Consider the following 19745-nt stretch of genomic DNA (forward strand, 5'->3'; position numbering starts at 1 on the left):
GACAATCGGGCCATGACGCAAGAAATCACCCTGACCCGTCCCGATGACTGGCACCTGCACCTGCGCGACGGTGCGGTGCTGACCACGACCGTGGCGCACGCGGCCGCGCAGTTCGGCCGCGCGCTCATCATGCCCAACCTCCGTCCGCCGGTGACCACCGCCGCGCATGCCGTGGCCTACCGGCAGCGCATCCTGGCGGCCGTGCCCCATGAGTTGCCTGGCAGCGCGGGGTTTCAGCCTTTGATGTCCCTGTACCTGACCGACAACACGCCGCCCGAGGAGATCGCCTTGGCGAAAGAGGCTGGCGTGGTCGCGCTCAAGCTCTATCCCGCGGGGGCGACGACCAACAGCGACGCGGGTGTGACGGACATCCGAAAAACCTACAAGACCTTGGAAGCCATGCAGCGCCACGGGCTGCTGCTGCTGGTGCACGGTGAAGTGACCGACCCCGACGTGGACGTCTTCGACCGCGAAGCTGTCTTCATCGACCGCGTGCTGCGTCCCCTGCGCCGCGACTTCCCCGAGCTGAAGATCGTCTTCGAGCACTTGACCACCCAGGAGGCCGCGCAGTACGTGGCCACCGCCGACCACTACACCGGCGCGACCATCACGGCCCAGCACCTGCTCTACAACCGCAACGCCATCTTCACCGGCGGTCTGCGGCCGCATTTCTACTGCCTGCCCGTGCTCAAGCGCGAGGTGCATCGCCTTGCCCTGGTGCAGGCGGCGACCAGCGGCAACCCGCGCTTTTTCCTGGGCACCGACAGCGCGCCGCACGCCGCGACCTTGAAGGAGAACTCGGTCTGCGCCGCCGGCTGCTACACCGCGCACGCGGCCATCGAGCTGTATGCCGAGGTGTTCGATGCCATGAATGCCATGGACAAGCTGGAGGGCTTCGCCAGCCACCATGGCGCGGATTTTTATGGTGTGCCGCGCAACCCGCAGCGCATCACGCTGCGCCGCGAGAGCTGGACGCCTCCTGAACGTTTTGCCTTTGGCGAAGCCGAACTCAAGCCGCTGCGCGCGGGCGAAGCGCTGGCCTGGCGTCGGGTTTGACAGTGGATGGAGGACGGCGCGAAGGTCTCGAACGGCGAGCGCCAGGCGGCAGGCTGGGCGACTGCGCCCATCGATTGGACGGCACCTTGGTTCCTGCCCTGGCGTGAAGCTGGCGCGTGTGCCGCCGATCTTCGCCAAGCCGGCCGCGCGGCGCACGACGCCCTGAACGCGGCCCGGCCACCGTCGGTCGCGCGGATCGTGCGTTTTGGGCCCCAACAGATCCTGCCGGTCGGCGAACCCTACGAACGTTACATCTTCGATCAAGGTGTCGTCCCGACGCGCGACAACGCGCACGACTTTTTCAACGGATTGGTCTGGTTGAGCTTGCCCCAGGCCAAGCGACGCATGAACCAACTGCAGGCGGCCGAGATCAGGTCGCAGGGCGTGGGCGGTGTCCGTGGGCCGGTGCGCGACGCGCTCACCGTCTTCGATGAAAACGGCGCCGTGCTGATGGCGCCAGACGTTCTATGGGAGGCCTTGCTGGCGCGCGACTGGAAGCGGCTATTTCTCGAGCTGCGCCCGCGCTGGACCGAGGCACGCGTGGTGGTCTGTGGCCATGCTCTGCTGGAACAGTTGCAGCGCCCGCGCAGAGGCCTGACCGCGCATGTTTGGCGAGCCCAGGCCGAGATGACCACCATGGCGCGCCTGGATGCATGGCTGGCCGATCAACTGCAGCCCGAGCGCTTGGCCCTCAAGCCCTTCACGCCCTTGCCGGTATTGGGCGTTCCGGGGTGGTGTGCCGACAGCCAAGCGCCCGACTTTTACGACGACGCACAGGTGTTCCGGCCCGCACGGGGCCTGGCACAGGTCGCCTGATCGGCCCCGCGAGTTGCATGCCCGACCTGCGCTTGCGCGGTGTTTCCGGCCCGAAACTGCCCAGGCCCAGTTCCGGCGCGATAGCAGTATTTTTTGCGCTCGCGCATTCGTAGGCGGGCCGGGCTGGATGGTCCCGGGCGTGAGCCAAGCTAGGACGCACCGGCACCCCAGAACCCACAGGACTGCGGAAATTGCCATTTCCACCTGTGGGATTGCACGGTTTTTCTTGAAACCGGGCGGCGCGCCCTTACCATTCGCGCCGTGGCCGCCATCCCGCGTGCGGCTTGTTGCAAGGAAATCATGAAACGCATCGTTCTTTTCGTTCTGACCAACCTGGCCATCGTGCTCGTGCTGGGCATCGTGGCGAACCTGCTGGGCGTCAACCGCTACCTGACGGCCAATGGCCTGAACTTGGGCGCGCTGCTGGGCTTCGCGCTGATCATGGGTTTCGGTGGCGCCTTCATTTCCCTCTTGATCAGCAAGCCCGTGGCGAAGTGGAGCGCGGGGGTTCAGATCATCGAACAGCCGCGCAACGCGGACGAGGCCTGGATCGTCAACACGGTGCGCAAGTTCGCCGATCAAGCGGGCATCGGCATGCCCGAGGTCGGCATCTTTGAAGGTGAGCCCAATGCTTTCGCCACGGGCGCCTTCAAGAACTCGGCCTTGGTGGCCGTTTCCACGGGCTTGCTGCAAAACATGACGCGCGAGGAAGTCGAGGCGGTCATTGGTCACGAAGTCGCGCACATCGCCAATGGCGACATGGTCACCATGACTCTGATTCAGGGCGTGATGAACACCTTCGTCGTGTTCCTGTCCCGCGTGATCGGCTATGCCGTGGACAGTTTCCTGCGCAAGGGTGACCAGGAAAACAGTGGCCCTGGCATTGGCTATTACGTCACCACCATCGTGTTGGACATCGTGCTGGGTTTCCTCGCCGCCATCATCGTGGCCTGGTTCTCGCGTCAGCGTGAGTTCCGCGCGGACGCCGGCGCGGCGCAGTTGATGGGCCGCAAGCAGCCCATGATCAATGCCTTGTCTCGGCTGGGCGGGTTGACGCCCGGCGAGTTGCCCAAGAGCGTCGCGGCCATGGGCATCGCGGGTGGCATCGGTCAACTGTTCAGCACCCATCCCCCTATCGAGGAACGCATCGCTGCCCTCCAAGCCATGCGCTGAAATTTCCTGGCTGGACTGGCGCGGGATGCTCGCGCCAGCATCCAGAAAATGGCCATTCCTTTGTCTCGCGTCGGTGTGAACCGGCGCGTTTTTTTTTGAATTTGGCGATTCGAGCGAGTGGCTTGACCACACCAGTCAGCCACGTGATGATGGCACGCCCTGCATCGAAGGCAGCACCATTCAGCAACCGTGTCGCGTCGCACTGCGCTAACCCCAGGGGGCCAACCCCGCTCGACCCGCCCAGGCCGCGGTTTCGTGGTCCGCTTGTGGGGGGCCATGGTCACCTTCAATCTGCTCTTGGTCGCACTGACGGTGTTCGCCTTGCATGCGGGCCGCGTGCGTTTCGAACACAGCGCCACCGTCGCCGCTCAGACCTTGCTGGGGGCCCTGGCCCAGAACATGGCCTATGCCCTGAATCAGGAGCGATCGCTGGAGCCTCAGCCCGTGCTGACGCGCCACTTGCAGCACCTTTCTGAGATTCAGGAATTCTTGGGCACCAAGGGTCACGCTGTGGTGGTGGACCCGCAAGGGCGCCAGATCGTGCGTCAGCCGAGCACGTCGATAAACCTGGACAAGGCAGCAGAGTCCCTCGACACCCTTGAGTTGCGCGCCAAGTTCACGTCCGGTGCGCCTGAAGGACATTTTTTCCGGCGCTCGCCTGAAAGTCACCGCTGGTCGCTTGGCATGCACATCGGCGCAGACGAGTCCTTGCTGCTGTTTCGCCGCATCGAGGGCACCGACTATCGCCTGCTGCTGGTGCTCTCGGCCTGGGACTACCTGCATGACTGGCGCCACGAAAGGAACCAGGCCGCTGCCTTGGTGCTCTTGTTTCAGGTGGGCAGCTTGATCGTTTCCGTGCTGATCCATCGCGCGTGGCGCAGCCAGGCCACCGCGCTGCGTGCCTTGCGCTTTGAAAAGGGGCTGAACCAAACCATCGTGCGCTCGGCACCCTTGGCGATCTACACGCGCGACACCGAAGGTCGCGTCACGGCTTGGAACCCCGCGGCGGAAAAGCTTTTTGGCTGGACCGAGGCCGAGGTACTCGGACGGTTTTTGCCCAGCGTCCCCTTGGCCACGGAGTACCAGGATGAAGACAAGGCCTTGCGCTTGCGGGTGATCGCGGGCGAGAGCATTCCAGACATCGAGGTGCAACGGCAGAAAGTCACCGGAGAGATGTTCGATTTGAGCGCTTCTTTGTCCCCGTTGCGCGATGACGACGGGAACATCACCGGTTTTCTGACGATCGCCGGGGACGTGACGGCGCGCAAGCGGGCCGAGCGTCAAGTTGAGTTTTTGGCCTACCGCGATGTGCTCACGGGTCTACCGAACCGCTCGCTGTTGCAAGACCGGTTTGCCCAGGCCATTGCGCGGGCCGAGCGCCACCACCGCAAGGTGGCCTTGCTGTTCCTGGACTTGGATCACTTCAAGACCATCAACGACTCGCTGGGGCATGCCACGGGCGATGCCCTGCTCAAGGAAGTCGCGCGACGCTTGAGCGACTGCATGCGCGAGAGCGACACCATCAGCCGGCAAGGAGGCGATGAGTTCCTGGTCGTGCTTTCCGACTTGGAAGGCACCGACATGATTACACCGGTGCTGCTCAAGATCCGTGAGCGTTTGCAGCAACCTCTGCTGTTCGATGGCCACGAACTGAGCATTTCCTCGTCCATCGGCGTCGCCTTGTATCCGGATGATGGGCAGGACTTTGAGACCCTGCTGAAGAAAGCCGACACGGCCTTGTACCGGGCCAAGGACGCGGGACGTAACCAAGCGCGCTTCTTCGACGAACAGATGAACACGGAAGCGGTAGACCATCTGCGCCTTAAAAACGGATTGCACCGCGCCCTCAGCCGAGGGGAGCTTGAGTTGCATTACCAGCCCCAGTTCGATTTGCGCAATGGCGCCGTGGTGGGGGTGGAGGCGCTGTTGCGCTGGCGTCATCCCGATGAGGGCTTGATCTCGCCCGCGCGCTTCGTGCCCGTGGCGGAAGACAGCGGCTTGATCGTGCCGATCGGCGAATGGGTGATCCGTCAGGCCTGCGCCCAGGCCATGGCCTGGCGCCAGGCCGGACTGCCCCCCTTGCTGATGGCCGTGAACCTCTCGGCCGTTCAGTTCCGGCGGGGCGACGTGCAGACCATCGTGGCCCAGGCCCTGCGTGACACGGGCTTGGCTCCGGAACAGCTGGAGCTGGAGTTGACCGAATCCATCCTATTGCAGAACACGGAGCGCGTTCTGGCTGGCGTGGACCAGATCAAGCAGCTCGGGGTGAAGCTCTCCATCGATGACTTTGGCACCGGTTACTCCAGCTTGGCCTATCTGAAGCGCTTCGCGGTGGACAAGCTCAAGATTGACCAGAGCTTTGTTCACGATCTGGCGCGTGATTCCGACAACGCGGCCATCGTGCGCGCGATCATTCAGATGGCGGCGGGCTTGGGCCTGCGCACCATCGCCGAGGGCGTGGAAGACGCCGAGGTACTCGCCGCGTTGCGCCGCTTCGGCTGCGACGAGGCCCAGGGGTATTACCTCGCGCGCCCACTGCCAGCCGCTGAGTTCGCTGAATTGGTCAAGCGCTTCGAGGCCACGCCCTACGACATGGAGGCGATCCGTCAGGCCTGATTCCAGGGCGGCCTCCGAGGCCCTGAAGCCCGCAGGCGTGAGCCCAGAACCCAGTCCAACACGGTGTGTCGTCCTGCTCAGGTTGTTGCCTCGGTCGCTTCAAGCCCTTGCCTCAGCGACAGGGCCAACGCTTCCGCGACCTTGATGCCATCCACACCCGCCGAGAGGATGCCGCCCGCGTAACCTGCGCCTTCCCCGGCCGGATAGAGCCCTCGCACGTTCTGGCTCTGGTAGTTCGCGCCGCGCGGCATGCGCAGGGGCGAAGAGGTGCGCGTTTCCACACCGGTCAGCACCGCGTCCGCCAGGTCATAACCCTTGATCTTCTTGCCAAAGGCGGGAAGCGCTTCACGCATGGCTTCGATCGCGTAACCCGGCAAGGCGAGGCTCAGATCGCCCAGCTTCACGCCCGGTTTGTAGGAGGGCAGGACGGCCCCAAACTTTTGCGACGGCCGTTGCGCCAGGAAGTCGCCCACCAACTGGCCCGGCGCTTCGTAGCTTGCGCCGCCCAATTCGTAGGCGCGCGCTTCAAGCTTGCGTTGCAGCACGACGCCAGCCAGTGGGTGGTATCGCCGGGGGTGCTGTTGGGTCAGCGCTGCCGCCTGCGCGGCATACCGGCGGCCATCGTCCTCGCCAAAGGCCGCGATCCAGTCCGCCTGATCTTGAACACCATTGGGGTAGTCGCCCGGTTCAATGCCCACGACCATGCCGGCGTTGGCGTTGCGTTCTGCCCGGGAGTACTGGCTCATGCCGTTGGTGACCACCCGGCCCGGCTCCGAAGTGGCGGCGACCACGGTGCCACCTGGGCACATGCAGAAGCTGTAGACGGCGCGCCCATTGCTGGCGTGGTGAACCAACTTGTAATCGGCCGCGCCCAGCAGGGGGTGACCTGCATGGCGCCCCCAGCGGGCACGGTCGATCAGGCTTTGCGGATGCTCGATCCGGAAGCCAATCGAGAAGGGCTTGGCCTCCATGGCCACGCCCTGGTCCCACAGCCGCGCGAAGGTGTCGCGCGCGCTGTGGCCCAGCGCCAGCACCGCATGGTGCGTTGGCAGTTCGTAGGAGGTTCCGGTGGCCAGGTCGAGCACCTTCAGTCCGCGCAGGCCGTGTTGCCCCTGAACGGATGCATCGGTGTCCAGCAGCAGATCCGTCACGCGCTGTTGGAAACGGATTTCCCCGCCCAAGGATTCAATCTGCGCGCGAATCGACTCGACCATCTTCACCAGCTTGAAAGTGCCGATGTGAGGGTGTGCCTCCGTCAGGATGTCTTCCGGTGCCCCTGCGGCCACGAACTCGTTCAGCACCTTGCGGCCCAGATGGCGCGGGTCCTTGATTTGGCTGTAGAGCTTGCCATCGCTGAAAGTGCCCGCACCCCCTTCGCCGAACTGAACATTCGACTCAGGGTGCAGCACTTTCTTGCGCCACAGGCCCCAGGTGTCCTGGGTGCGTTCGCGCACGGCTTTGCCGCGCTCCAACACGATCGGCCGAAAACCCATCTGGGCCAGCAGCAAGGCCGCAAAAATGCCGCAGGGACCAAAGCCGATGACCACGGGGCGATGCTCAGGATGGTTCTGGAGGCGGTTGGCAAAATCATGCGGCGCCTGCACAGGTGCGCGGTAACTCAGGTCGGGGCTGGGGCCGATGTGGGGATGACGGTCCCACTGCGCCAGTAGACGCGCTTCCAGGTCAGGCGCCACTTCGACGTCAACGATGTAGACCTGCAGCAACTCGGCCTTGCGCGCGTCGAAGCTGCGTTTGTGAACGTGATGGGCCCTGAGTTCATCGGGTGTGATGCCCAGCGTCCGCGCGATGAGCGCGGGCAGGGCGTCGGGGGCGTGCTCCAGCGGGAGCTTGAGTTCGGACAGACGGATCATGGATGCCTCGGGCTTGTGGTGATCAAGCAGAAAGAGGTGCAGCAAAGTCGGAATGATAAGGCGGGGGATAATGCCGTCCGTGAAGTCGGCTGGACCGCCGCTGGCACGATCAGGGAAACCTGGTGCTGGAGGAACGTCCGGACTGCGCAGGGCAGCGTAGGAGGTAACACCTCTCCACCGCGAGGTGAGGATCAGAGCAACAGAGACGAGCCGATTGAGTTCGGGTGAAACGGGCAATCTCTACGCGCAGCAACACCAAATAGGCACACGATGACGGGGCCCCCCGAGTGTGCGGGTAGGTGGCACCGAGCCGCATGGGTGACCAGCGGCCCAGATGAATGGCGGTCACGTCACGGGCAACCGTGATGCACAGAATCCGGCTTACAGGCCGACTTCACACTTTTGGCTGCTCTGCGCGCTGCTTGGGGCGATTCCAAAGAAAAAGGCTGGACCGTGCCAGCCTTTTCACGACGCCTGCGACACCATCGCACCCTGAGGGCAAGATGCGATGGGAGCGCTGTCAGGACTTCGATGCTGCAGCCAACGCCGCGCCCAGCGCGAACACCGAATTGGGTGCCGTGGTTCGGGGGCGTTCCACCGGGCGAGGCGCGAAGATGCCGCGGCGCGTCTGGGTCACGCCGCGCGCTGCGGCGGGTTGCGAAGTCGCATCCGCGCCCAGGTCCACACCCTTGGAGCGCTGTTCTTCACAGAGCTGATGCAGCTTGATGCCTTCCATGTGGTCCATCATGCGGCTGCTCAGGCCTGACCAAAGGTCGCGCGTGAGTTGCAGCCCGGCTTCACCGGCATCCGCGACTTCCTCGCCCATCAGCTCCTGAGTGCCCTCGACGGCGCGGATGATGTCGGCCACGCTGATGCGTTGCGCACTGCGGCCCAATGTGTAGCCGCCACCAGGACCTCGGGTGCTCTCCACCAAGTTGGCGCGGCGCAGCTTGGAAAACAGCTGTTCCAGGTATGACAGGGAAATTTGCAGGCGTTGGCCGATGGAGTTCAGCGGCACGGGGCCTGCGGCCTCGCGCAATGCGAGGTCGATCATGGCGGCGACGGCGAAGCGGCTTTTGGCGCTCAGACGCATGGGGAACTCCTTTTCTCTTAGCCAGTAACAACGAACCCGACCGAGCGAGCTATTCGGACGCGCCCAACCCAGTCGGTGGTGGACTGAGTCATTCCAACATGGGGAAGTTCCCCGCGACTTCAAGGTGATTCGGCATCATTTTTTAGAGAGCTTTGAAATCTTCAGCAACCATTGGCTATGAGCGAAAGTGTGTGCTAACAATTTTCGCTTTTAAAGTTATGTAAATCCGGCGAACGGGCCGCTCAGGGCTTGCTGCGGTCCGGCCTTCCGGGTCGTGATGGCCTGGTTTGGGTTTGTTCAGGCCCAGATTGAAAACCCTGCGCAATCCCGAAGGGCGTTTGCACCAAAGCGTGCCGCGTCAAGCGCGCCGGGCCTCGATCGGGGAGGCCCTTCGGTCTGCCCGATAATTTGCGCCATGCGCATACGCTTCACCAAAATGCAGGGCGCGGGCAACGACTTTGTCGTGCTCGATGAAACCCAGGATTCGCTGGGCTTGAACACGGCCCAGTACCGCTGGCTGGCGGACCGACATTTCGGCGTGGGCGCGGACCAGATTTTGAGCGTGCGTCCATCACCCGGGCCTGGCATCGATTTCGAGTACGTCATCCACAACGCCGACGGTGCGGAGGTCGAACAATGTGGTAACGGCGCCCGCTGCTTTGCCCGCTTCGTGCACGACCGGGGTTTGAGTGAGAAACCGTCAATCCGCGTGCAGACGCTGGGTGGCGTGATCGAACCTCGAATCACGTCAGATGGCCGCGTCACGGTGGACATGGGCGCGCCCATCTTCGACTTGGCGAGAGTGCCTTTTGATGCGGATGGCCTCAAGCCCGTCGAGCACCGCAACGCGCATGGCGCCTGGCAGACCTGGCTGGTGCCCGTAGACGGTGTATCGGTGAATCTGGCGGTGCTGTCCATGGGGAACCCACATGCCGTGCAAATCGTCGCGGACGTCGATGCCGCCGCCGTGCGTGAGCAGGGGCCAAGCATCGAACACCATGCGCGTTTTCCGCGTCGGGTCAATGCAGGGTTCATGCAGGTGGTGGCACGTGATCGCGTGAAGCTGCGCGTCTGGGAACGAGGTGCGGGCGAGACCCTGGCGTGCGGTACCGGGGCCTGCGCCGCGGTCGTGGCTGGCATCCGCCTGGGCCTGCTGGATGGGTGCGTTGACGTGCACACCCATGGCGGCGTGTTGACCATCGAGTGGGGCGAGGGACGCCCGGTCCTGATGACCGGCCCGGCCACCACGGTCTTTCACGGCGAAATCGACGTCCCGGACCTGTCCGATATTGCGTCTGACCTTGTGCGTTCCTGAGGCTGTAGCTGTTCTCCATGACCGAAGAAGAAATCGTTCGCTACTTGCGTGGCAATCCAGCGTTCTTTGACCGCAACGCGGATGCGCTGGCTGAGATCGTGCTTGTCAGCCCCCACAGTCGACGCACAGTCAGCCTGCAAGAGCGTCAGGCTGAGTTGCTGCGAGAGAAGATCCGTGCCTTCGAGATGCGTTTGATGGAGTTGCTGCGCCATGGCGCTGACAACACCATGTTGGCAGACCGCCTCTTGCGGTGGTCGCGTGATCTGTTTCTGGAGCATGACTCGACTCGCGTGCCGGCTCTCATCGCCGACTCTATTCAGCAGCAGTTCGCTGTTCCCCAGGTGGCCTTGCGCGTTTGGGGCGTGGCTCAAACGCATGCGGATGCGCCTTGGGCCCAAGGCGCTACCCACGAGGTGCGGGAATTCGCCAATGCCTTGCGCGAACCCTTTTGCGGTGTGAACACGGGCTTTGAAGTCGCCGCATGGTTGCCTCATCCCGAGCAGGCCGTCTCCCTGGCGCTGCTGCCACTGCGCGCCGTGGAACCGGAATTCACGCGCACTGAGCAGGCTTCGGACTCGCCTTCCACCATCGGTCTGATCGTGCTCGCGTCACCGGATGCGCAGCGTTACACCAGCACCATGGGGACGGATTTCCTGTCTCGCATCGCCGAGGTGGCGAGTGCGGCGCTGTCGCGCTTGAGGTAAGGCATGGCGCCGTCGGATACGCAACTCGTTGAGCAGTATCTGACGCATGTCCGCGTCGAAAAGCGCCTCGCGCAGCGCACGGTCGAGCTGTACACGCTGGACCTGGCCAAGCTGGGTGAGTTCGCGCGCCAGGCTGGGGTGCCTCTGCTGCAAGTTCATGGGGCGCATGTGCGGCGGTGGATCGCCCAGATGCACGCCAGCGGCCGTAGCGGACGCGGCATTGCCCTCATTCTGTCTGGCTGGCGTGGCTTCTACGCCTGGCTCGGGCGCCAGGGGCACATCACCAGCAATCCTGTGCAGGACGTGCGGGCGCCCAAGGCGGCCAAGCCCTTGCCGAAGGCCTTGAGCGTGGACGATGCGGTTCGGCTGGCCAGTTTTCGTGGCGGCGGTCCTGAGGCGGACCCGCTTCAGGGTGAGGCTTCGGAAGATCGCTGGTTCACGGCCCGTGACGCGGCGATGACGGAACTGCTGTACAGCAGTGGCTTGCGCGTGAGCGAACTCACAGGCCTGAACGTTGCCCCCAGTGAGGCGGCCCGCAGGGCGGGCAGAGGTTGGTTGGACTTGGAGGCCGGAGAGGTGGAAGTTCAGGGTAAGGGTGGCAAACGCCGCGCCGTGCCCGTGGGGACTGCCGCCCGCAAGGCTTTGCTGCAATGGCTGGAGGTGCGAGTGCAAGGAGTGTCAGCAGCCGATCAAGACGGGCAAGTCGCGCTTTTCATCGGCCGCAACGGCACGCGCCTCACGCCCCAATCGATCTGGCAGCGTTTGAAGCGGCGCAGCCTCCTAGCAGGGTTGGCCACACCGGTGCATCCGCACATGCTGCGCCATTCCTTCGCCAGCCATGTTTTGCAATCGAGTGGTGATTTGCGGGCGGTCCAGGAATTGTTGGGGCACGCCAACATCGGCACCACGCAGGTCTACACGCGCCTGGATTTTCAACATCTCGCTCGGGCCTATGACGATGCGCATCCGCGCGCCAAATTGGGCCAGAAGCCCAACCTCAAGCGCAGCGACAAGAAATGAGCTTGAACCGCTGAGTCAAAGGTTGAGTTGGAATCTCATGGGGTGCCGGACATGGGCAGCTGGGGCATGTCCGTCAGCGGTAGCCGCGTTGCGTCCGTTTCGACTGAGTCTGGCGATCCGTCTGGTCCCGCCAAAGCCATCGGAACCGGCGTGCCGTCTTTGAGCCTGAACACGCCGACCGTGCGTACCAAGGCCTGGGCCTGGGTCTTCATGCTGTTCGTCGCGGCGGCCATCTCTTCCACCAGCGCGGCGTTCTGCTGGGTGGTCTTGTCCATGTTGGTGATGGCTTCCTCGACCTGGGCTACTCCATCGCTTTGCTCGGCGCTGGCGGCGCTGATCTCGCCCATGATCTCGGTGACACGTCGTATGCTGTCCACCACCTTGCCCATGGTGCTGCCGGCCTGATCCACCAGGCTTGCGCCCTGTTCCACCTTCACGACACTGGCCGTGATGAGGTTCTTGATTTCCTTGGCGGCATCTGCGCTGCGGCCCGCCAAGGCACGCACCTCGCCGGCCACGACGGCGAAGCCCCGGCCCTGTTCACCCGCGCGCGCGGCTTCCACCGCCGCGTTCAGCGCGAGGATGTTGGTCTGGAAGGCAATGCCATCGATCACGCTGATGATGTCGGCGATCTTCTTGCTGGCTTCGCTGATGCCCTTCATGGTCTCGACGACCTGCGACACCACTTCACCGCCCTGGGCAGCGACGGCCGAAGCTTCCTGCGCGTATTGATTGGCTTGCACCGCGTTGGCCGCGTTCTGTTTGACGGTGCTGCCCAGTTGTTCCATGGACGCGGCGGTTTGCTCCAATGAGCTGGCCTGCGCTTCGGTGCGTGCGCTGAGGTCTTGATTGCCTTCAGCGATTTCGGCGCTGGCCATGGAAACGGCCTCGCTGCCCGCCCGAACCCTGGCAACTAGGTTCGTCAGCGCGGTCTGCATCTCCAACAAAGCTTGGAGCAACTGTCCGAATTCATCGCGGGTATTGGGTTGGATCGGCGCGCTCAAGTCCCCTTGGGCCACGCGCAACGCCAGTTGAGCGGCGTGACGCGCACCTCCAGAGATGCGTCGGCTCAACGCGTGTCCAATGAGCAGGCCGAGCACGGAGGTCAGCAGCAGCGAGCCCAAGTTGCCATAAAGCACGCGGTCACGCACGGCTCCGTTTTGCGCATGGGCCTCGTCAGCGCCCAATTTCGCCTGCTCGCCGAGTTTGCCCACTTCAGTCGTCAGGCTACCGAAAGTCTTCAGCGCCGGCCCTTTGAGGATGTCCAGGGCTTCCTCGTCCCGCCGCTGCCGCGCCAAGCTAACGATTTCCTCCTGCTGGGTCTTGTACTGTTTCCAGGCTTCCTGCAGCGCCGCGAGGGTTTGCTGTTGCGTGCCTTCGGTGAAAAACGGAGCCAGGCTTTGCATCTCTTGGTCGATGTCTTTGCGCATGGCCTCCATTTGTTTTTCAAGCGCACGCCGCTCGTCTTCGGAAAAGGTCAGCACATGCTGGAACTGTGCCGCTCTCAGCAAGTTGACTTGCGCGTGCAACTCGCCTGCGTGTTGGGTGGCGGGCAACCATCGCTCGGTCATCTGACGCGCGTTGTCGTTGAGTGACCGGGCTCCGTAAATGGCATACAACGCCTGTGCGGCGGCCAGCACCAGCACGAGTATGAAGCCGCCCATGAGTTGGGCGCCTATCTGCAAATCTTTGATGCGCATGGTGCGCGTCTCCGTGTTGTATACCGGGCACTCTATGCCCAAGCGGGCCCGATGCATAGTCCGGGAAAGCCCCGGACTTCCGCGGCCGTCCTGTTTCCCTGTGGGGTGCGACGCATTCCTCTTTGCAATAGCCGCGACAATCGGGCTCCATGAAAGTCATACGCATCAAAGAGGGCAAGGATCGCGCCTTGCAGCGCCAACACCCGTGGTTGTTCGAGTCGGCCATCGCCAAGGGCGGCGCGGACATGGGCGAAACCGTCCGCGTGGAATCCTCGGCGGGGGATTTCCTGGCCTGGGCGGCCTACAGTCCGCAGTCCAAGATTCGGGCCCGGGTCTGGAGCTTCGATGAGCGCCAGCGCATCGACCCGGACTTCTTTCGCCAGCGTGTGGCCGCCGCTGTTCGAGCACGTGCGCGGTTCGCGATTGCCAGCGACGGACTGCGTCTGGTGCATGGCGAAGCCGATGGTTTGCCTGGATTGATTGTCGATCGCTATGGCGACACCCTGGTCGCGCAGTTCACCAGCGCAGGCGTGGAGCGCTGGAAAGAGGTGTTGGCCGATGCATTGCTGAGCGAAACAGGTTTGAGTCGTCTTTACGAACGCTCGGATGCCAGCGCCCGCGGGCTGGAGGGCTTGCCCGAGGTCACCGGATGGCTCCGAGGACAGGGAGGGACTGCGCTGGTCCTGCGGGAACACGACTGGAAGTTGGGGTTGGACATTGCTCAGGGTCACAAGACTGGCTTTTACCTCGACCAGAGAGACAGCCGCAAGCGCTTCTGCGATTTCACACGGCGCCTGCAATTCCAGAAAGTTCTGAATTGTTATTGCTACACAGGGGGCTTCACCGTGGCGGCCTTGGCCGGCGGAGCGGCCCATGTCACCTCCATCGACTCATCGGGCCCCGCGCTGACGCAGGCGCGCGCGAACGTGGCGCTCAACGGTTTGGACGCGGAACGCTGCGAGTTCCTGGATGCCGATGTGAACGCCAGCCTGCGCCGCTTTGCGGAGGAAGGGCGCAACTTTGATGCCATCATCCTCGACCCGCCCAAATTCGCCCCCACAGTGACCCATGCCGAGCGCGCGGCCCGTGCCTACAAGGACATCAACCGCCTTGCCTTCAAGCTGCTGGAGCCAGGCGGCGTGCTGTTCACCTTCTCCTGTTCGGGTGGCATCGGCGTGGAGCTGTTCCACAAGATCGTCGCATCTGCGGGCGCGGACGCAGGCGTGGACGGCTACATCCAGGAACGTTTGGGGGGGGCGCCCGACCACCCGATGACGCTGGCGTTCCCGGAAGGCGAGTACCTCAAGGGGCTGGTGGTGATGAAGAAGTGATCTGCCGTCTGCCCGCACCCCTGGCGCGCAGGGCCTTGAACTAATCGATAAACTCCCTCAGATTTCCCAGACAGGCCGCTTCCCTGCAGCGGCCTTTATTGCTTCCAGCTTGCGAGAAACCCACCATGGCCCTGATTCCCGCCACCATCCTCACTGGCTTTCTCGGTTCCGGCAAGACCACCCTGCTCCAGCGTGTGCTGAAAGAAGCACATGGGCAGAAGATCGCCGTGGTTGAGAACGAGTTCGGCGAGGAAAGCATCGACAACGAAATCCTCGTCAATGACACCGAGGAGCAAATCATCCAGCTCAACAACGGCTGCGTCTGCTGCACGATACGCGAGGATCTGCGCACCACGCTGCAGCTGTTGGCGGCCAAGAAGCGCCAGGGGCTGCTGGATTTCGAGCGCGTCGTGATCGAGACCACGGGGCTGGCCGACCCAGGCCCGGTGACGCAGACCTTCTTCATGGACGATGAGATCGCCGAGAGCTATCTGCTGGATTCCATCATCACCTTGGTGGACGCCAAGCACGCGAACCAGCAGTTGGACGAGCGCCAAGAGGCCCGTCGGCAAGTGGGCTTCGCCGATCAGATCTTCCTGAGCAAGACCGATCTGGTCGCGAAAGACGAGGTGGAAGCCCTGATCCACCGCCTCAAGCACATGAACCCGCGCGCGCCGCAGAAGGCCGTGCATTTCGGCGCGGTGCCGATTTCCGAGGTGTTTGACCTTCGAGGCTTCAACCTCAACGCCAAGCTAGAAATCGACCCGGATTTCCTGAACGCCGACGAGCACGACCATGATCATGACCACGGACGTGATCACCACCATCACGATCATGAGCACGGTGAGCACTGCGACCACCCGCACCACCACCATCACGACGACGATGTGAAGAGCTTCGTCTTCAAGTCCGAGCGGGCTTTTGACCCAGCCAAGCTGGAAGACTTCCTGGGTGCCATCGTCAACATCTACGGCCCGCGCATGCTGCGCTACAAGGGCGTGCTGAACATGAAGGGCACCGACCGCAAGGTGATTTTCCAGGGGGTCCATCAGCTGATGGGCAGCGATCTGGGGCCGGAATGGGGTCCGCAAGAGCAACGTCAGTCCAAGATGGTGTTCATCGGCATCGACTTGCCCAAGGACATCCTGGTGCAGGGCCTGCAACAAAGCCTGGTTTGATTCTTGCAAGGCTGAATCGGGCCTTGCGGGATTCCTCCGGGGCCCCGGGTGGAGGGCCTGAAACGGGCATGCATTACACTCGCGCCCCTTAAGGCCGATCCTGGTCTTGTCCGTGTTGCATCTGTCAACGCGGGGCGTCGCTGTCGTGCACCAGAAGAAGCAAGCCCGAGCTTGCCCGGAGGAGTCCATCAAGTGAAAGCCAAACCAGCCAAGTCGATGAGCACATCGTCCCCTTCGAAGGCCAAGTCGCCTGGCAGCCCCCCACGGGGCAAAGTAGGGGCCACCGCGTCCCAGGCCCGGGGTGCGACGGGTGCGAAAAAGACGGCCAGCAAGCAGGCCGTGCCCTCCAAGGCTGCGGCCAAAACAGCGGCGAAACCGGTCGCCAAGAAGGCCTCGGCGCCCGCCAAGCCCGTGAAATCCCAGGCCAAGTCCAGCGCCACTGCGGTTTCCAAAGCCCCGGTCAAGTCAGTTTCCAAGAAGGCGACAGCGGTGGTCAAGACGGTGACGGGCAAGGCGAAGGCGGTGGCCAAGACCGCTTCCAAAACCCCCCCGAAACCCGCGCCGCGTGCCAAGGCCTCAACGAAGACCAAGACCGCCGCCCCCAAGGCTGTGCCGGCGAAAAAAGTCCCGGTCAAGTTGGCGCAACCGGCTGTGGTTGCGACGAAGGCTGCTGCTAAAACACAAAAACTCCCACCGCCGGCCCCCGTCAAGCCGCCAACTCCTGTATCCTCCGCGCCCGTCCCCTCCCTTGCTCCTGCAGGAGAAGGTTCGCCCCGCGTGAGCAAGGCGAACGCCCGGCTGGCGCAGATCACCGTGCCGTCGATTGACCAAGCCACGGCCCATGCGACCAGGGCGAGCTATGTTTCGACCCTGACCCAACCTGTTTTTGACTCCCCACTGATTGCGCCCGTGAAGAAAGATCCCAAGCTCGCCAACAACTGGAAAACCAAGTCCGCCGAGGAACTGAGCGATGAGGAACTCATCGCCATGCCCGACAGCGAGTACATGAACGACAAGCAGCTCGCGGCCTTCCGTCTGCGGCTGCAACAACTCAAGCAGGACATCCTGAACAACGCCGGTGAGACCACCGAGCACCTGCGCGAGGACACCGTGGTGGTGCCCGATCCGGCCGATCGCGCCACCATCGAGGAAGAGCATGCGCTCGAGCTGCGCACGCGCGACCGCGAACGCAAGCTGCTCAAGAAGATCGAGCAGTCGATTGCACGCATCGACGCCGGTGACTATGGCTACTGCGACGAAACCGGCGAACCCATTGGCGTGGGTCGGCTGCTGGCGCGCCCCACGGCCACGCTGTCGCTCGAGGCGCAGCAAAGGCGCGAGCTGAAGCAGAAAATGTTTGGGGACTGACGCCTCCCACGTCGGATGTGTCCCCGGCCCCACCCCTGACTCCGCTGCTCGCGCACCACTTGCCGTGCCATGAATCCAGCACCAGAAGGGACCGGGCGCTCGACACCCAGTCGCCTCGCAGGCTGGCTGCGGTGGATGGTCCGCCACTTGCACTGGCGCAGCGTGCCTGCGTGGCTTGAGTTGGAGGAAACCGCGCCTGGCTCGGGTTACAGCAAGGAAGCCCTCAAGGAGCTGATCGAGCGCAAGCGCCAGAATGATTTCGTGCGCAAGCGCGAATTCGAGTACCTGCGGCGACTGCGTCGCCGCGAGCCCGTCGTGAGCGTCGAGACGGACCGGTTCATCACCTTCCAAAGCACGTTGACCCCAGCGAATGCGCGCAATCGTGCCGCCACCATCCGCAAGATCAACGAGATTGAAGCGCAGATGTCGCGCCAATGGTGGCGTGGCGAGAAGGACGAAGCCGCAGGTCACTTGCCAGCGAGCGGCGAGCCGCCAGCGGCAGCTTCCCCGGCATCTCCCCCGCGCCGCGTGGGTGACATCGGATCAGACTCCAGCCACCCTGCGGCAGAGCCCTTGTCGACTTTTTTTGGCGCGGACAGCGACGTCGCCCCCCCCACCGGTCAACCTCAGCCAGGCACCGCCAGGGCTCCCAAAAGCGTTGAGGCGGCCAGGGCGTCTGTCCGCTCCGCGCACCCGTCGGGTGACGACGGCCACGTTTGGAACGATGCGAGGCCCAGTGGTCCGCCAGGATTGTCCCCGCTGCCTGAGGAAGCGCCTGTGCCCGACGGGGTGGGGCAAGGTGACCAGGCGTGGTTGACGGTGCCCATGCCAGCCGATCCCGCGCATGCTGCGTGGCCACCATCCCGCGTCTCCGGTCCGACCGGTCTGGGGGGGGCAGCTGCTTCGGGCGAAGGATGGCGCGCGGGCGGCTCGCCCCAGAGGGGTGTTTCCTCGGCGCGCACGGTCTTCGCTCGGCCGCTGCCGCCACCTGCGCCCGATCATCTTGCCGATCAGGATTTGGAGGACGCAGCCATCCGTTATGCCAACGGTGATCACGAGGGTGCGGCGCGCAGCCTGCATGCGGCTTTGGAGTCAGCGCTGGAGGCTGCGGCGCATGCGCAGCAGGTGGCCTCTTCGTCGGTGTTGCAAGCGCTGGTGCGCGCGACCCACGCGGGCAAGGTGCCTTCGCCTCAGCTGGTCGAGACTTGGTTGCTGGCCTGTGTGGACTTGGCACGAGCCACGGGACAGCAGGCCCAGTACGAGCGGCTCGTCGCGGACTGGACCCGGCGCTATGCGCCGGTGTATCCCCATCTCGCGGCCGGTCCGTTGCCGCGCTGGTTCTCGATTCCTGATCGTGTCGGACCTGGCAAGGGCGCGGTGCGGCTGCACCGCCCCGCACCGCCCGCCGTGCGTCCGCCGGATTGGCGCAGCCCCGCTCGTCTGGACGTGGCCGCCGCCTTGACCTTCAAGGCACAGGCGGTCGCGATGTGCGCGCCCCCGCATGCCCCCGCGGTGCTGGACGAGAGCACCGCGGCCATGGTGCTGGACTGGCACGCCCTGAGGGTCATCACGTTGGAGGCTGTGCCGGTGATGGCGGAATTGATGGCTCAGTGGTGCCAGGCGCCAGCGAGCGCGACCTTGGGTCTCGTGTTCCGAGCGCCCGCAAGCTTGGAGCGAGCCCTGCTGGCACTCACCCGCGGCGGCGCGAGTGCCAGTGCCTTGCACTGGCGCCTGCGCATGGACGCCTTGCGCTTGATGCGTTTGCGAGACGCCTTCGAGTTGGCCGCGCTGGACTACGGTGTCACCAATGAAACGCAGGCGCCGGCTTGGCAAGAGCCCAAAGCGATGTGCCTTTTGCAGGGGCCCAGTGACCCCGCCGAGGCCGAAGCCGAAGACATCCGCGCCAACTGGGATGCCCTGGAAGATCCGACTTGGAAAGATCAGGGTGCGCCTGTCGCGCTGGCCCGCGAGGCCTTGGGCACGCTGGATGTTTGGATTGGCGGGGATGTGCAAGCGGCTCCGGCGCTGGACGAAGGCAGCGCGGCACACCCTGTGCGGGTGGACCTCTACGGTGACATCAGCGGAGACGCGACCGAAGTTCTGGCCAAGCTGGACAAGGCCATCGCGGGGCGCACGCACATGGTCGTCTCCTGCACCGACCTCATCCGGGTGGACTTTCCGGCGGCGGGCGGGCTGCTCAACTGGGTGGCCGACCAGCAGGCGCATGGGCGGCAGGTGCAGCTGCGCGACGTGCATCGGCTGGTGGCGGCTTTCTTCAACGTGATTGGCATCTCCGAGCACGCGCGCGTGGTTCCGCGTTCGGACTGAGAGATTGGTGTCACGGGCATCAGGGTTGGCGGACCCCTCCTCATACGATGTGCTGCGCAAATCCAAATCGTCGGGTTCCCCCAACCCCAATGCCCTGAAGGTGACGTTCTGCCGTCCTGCGCATGCGAGTAAGCATGCGGGTGTGAGGGCTTGGGGAGCCCGACGATTTCGGAACG

At 64.0% G+C, this 19745-nt stretch carries 15 protein-coding genes and 1 other RNA gene; 12 read left to right on the plus strand and 4 right to left on the minus strand.

Features of this window, described 5'->3' with window-relative positions; all coding sequences use genetic code 11:
• The first annotated feature begins 12 nt into the window (after positions 1-12).
• The 4 genes from pyrC (at position 13) to ACLBKS_RS01345 (ending at position 5661) form a co-directional block, all read left to right on the plus strand.
• The gene (gene pyrC, locus ACLBKS_RS01330) at positions 13-1056 is read left to right on the plus strand and encodes a dihydroorotase (RefSeq protein ID WP_410190997.1); all 1044 of its coding nucleotides are present in this window, start codon (positions 13-15) and stop codon (positions 1054-1056) included.
• A 6-nt stretch (positions 1057-1062) separates the two neighbouring features.
• Complete coding sequence (locus ACLBKS_RS01335) at positions 1063-1872, plus strand: DUF3025 domain-containing protein (RefSeq protein WP_410190998.1); 810 nt, start codon at positions 1063-1065, stop codon at positions 1870-1872.
• Between the two features lie 300 nt (positions 1873-2172).
• Complete coding sequence (htpX, locus tag ACLBKS_RS01340) at positions 2173-3045, plus strand: protease HtpX (protein WP_410190999.1); 873 nt, start codon at positions 2173-2175, stop codon at positions 3043-3045.
• A gap of 276 nt (positions 3046-3321) precedes the next feature.
• The gene (locus ACLBKS_RS01345) at positions 3322-5661 is read left to right on the plus strand and encodes a putative bifunctional diguanylate cyclase/phosphodiesterase (RefSeq protein ID WP_410191000.1); all 2340 of its coding nucleotides are present in this window, start codon (positions 3322-3324) and stop codon (positions 5659-5661) included.
• 77 nt (positions 5662-5738) lie between these two features.
• On the opposite strand, the gene ACLBKS_RS01350 is transcribed toward ACLBKS_RS01345, so the two are convergent.
• Positions 5739-7532 carry an NAD(P)/FAD-dependent oxidoreductase gene (locus ACLBKS_RS01350; protein ID WP_410191001.1) on the minus strand — a complete coding sequence of 598 codons (1794 nt, stop codon included), beginning with the start codon at positions 7530-7532 and terminating at the stop codon, positions 5739-5741.
• A gap of 81 nt (positions 7533-7613) precedes the next feature.
• On the opposite strand from ACLBKS_RS01350, the gene rnpB reads away from it, so the two are divergent.
• Positions 7614-7932: RNase P RNA component class A (gene rnpB / locus ACLBKS_RS01355), an RNA gene on the plus strand.
• Positions 7933-8052: 120 nt separating this feature from the next.
• Here rnpB and ACLBKS_RS01360 read toward each other — a convergent pair.
• Positions 8053-8625: an Rrf2 family transcriptional regulator gene (locus ACLBKS_RS01360; RefSeq protein ID WP_410191002.1), complete on the minus strand. Its 573-nt coding sequence runs from the start codon at positions 8623-8625 to the stop codon at positions 8053-8055.
• Between the two features lie 415 nt (positions 8626-9040).
• On the opposite strand from ACLBKS_RS01360, the gene dapF reads away from it, so the two are divergent.
• From dapF to ACLBKS_RS01375, 3 genes are read left to right on the plus strand one after another with little or no spacing between them, the layout of a single operon-like run.
• Positions 9041-9940: a diaminopimelate epimerase gene (gene dapF / locus ACLBKS_RS01365; RefSeq protein ID WP_410191003.1), complete on the plus strand. Its 900-nt coding sequence runs from the start codon at positions 9041-9043 to the stop codon at positions 9938-9940.
• Between the two features lie 17 nt (positions 9941-9957).
• Positions 9958-10644, plus strand: a complete 687-nt coding sequence (locus ACLBKS_RS01370) for a DUF484 family protein (RefSeq protein ID WP_410191004.1) — start codon at positions 9958-9960, stop codon at positions 10642-10644.
• A 3-nt stretch (positions 10645-10647) separates the two neighbouring features.
• The gene (locus ACLBKS_RS01375) at positions 10648-11664 is read left to right on the plus strand and encodes a tyrosine recombinase XerC (protein ID WP_410191005.1); all 1017 of its coding nucleotides are present in this window, start codon (positions 10648-10650) and stop codon (positions 11662-11664) included.
• 35 nt (positions 11665-11699) lie between these two features.
• On the opposite strand, the gene ACLBKS_RS01380 is transcribed toward ACLBKS_RS01375, so the two are convergent.
• Complete coding sequence (locus tag ACLBKS_RS01380; protein WP_410191006.1) at positions 11700-13364, minus strand: methyl-accepting chemotaxis protein; 1665 nt, start codon at positions 13362-13364, stop codon at positions 11700-11702.
• A 149-nt stretch (positions 13365-13513) separates the two neighbouring features.
• Between ACLBKS_RS01380 and ACLBKS_RS01385 the strand changes: the two genes are divergently transcribed.
• Entirely contained in the window at positions 13514-14695 is a 1182-nt protein-coding gene (locus ACLBKS_RS01385; RefSeq protein ID WP_410191007.1) for a class I SAM-dependent rRNA methyltransferase, read from the plus strand.
• A gap of 125 nt (positions 14696-14820) precedes the next feature.
• On the plus strand, positions 14821-15873 hold the full coding sequence (locus tag ACLBKS_RS01390; protein WP_410191008.1) for a CobW family GTP-binding protein: 1053 nt from the start codon (positions 14821-14823) through the stop codon (positions 15871-15873).
• Between the two features lie 188 nt (positions 15874-16061).
• Here ACLBKS_RS01390 and ACLBKS_RS01395 read toward each other — a convergent pair whose 3' ends face one another.
• Complete coding sequence (locus ACLBKS_RS01395) at positions 16062-16403, minus strand: hypothetical protein (RefSeq protein WP_410191009.1); 342 nt, start codon at positions 16401-16403, stop codon at positions 16062-16064.
• Positions 16404-16650: 247 nt separating this feature from the next.
• Between ACLBKS_RS01395 and dksA the strand changes: the two genes are divergently transcribed.
• Both dksA and ACLBKS_RS01405 read left to right on the plus strand, forming a co-directional pair.
• Positions 16651-17241, plus strand: coding sequence for an RNA polymerase-binding protein DksA (dksA, locus tag ACLBKS_RS01400; RefSeq protein WP_410191010.1), 591 nt, complete (start codon positions 16651-16653; stop codon positions 17239-17241).
• A gap of 135 nt (positions 17242-17376) precedes the next feature.
• The gene (locus ACLBKS_RS01405; RefSeq protein WP_410191011.1) at positions 17377-19569 is read left to right on the plus strand and encodes an STAS domain-containing protein; all 2193 of its coding nucleotides are present in this window, start codon (positions 17377-17379) and stop codon (positions 19567-19569) included.
• Positions 19570-19745: the final 176 nt, after the last annotated feature.

Origin of the sequence: Hylemonella sp. W303a (assembly GCF_046452315.1) — a bacterium.
Lineage (GTDB): Bacteria > Pseudomonadota > Gammaproteobacteria > Burkholderiales > Burkholderiaceae_C > Hylemonella.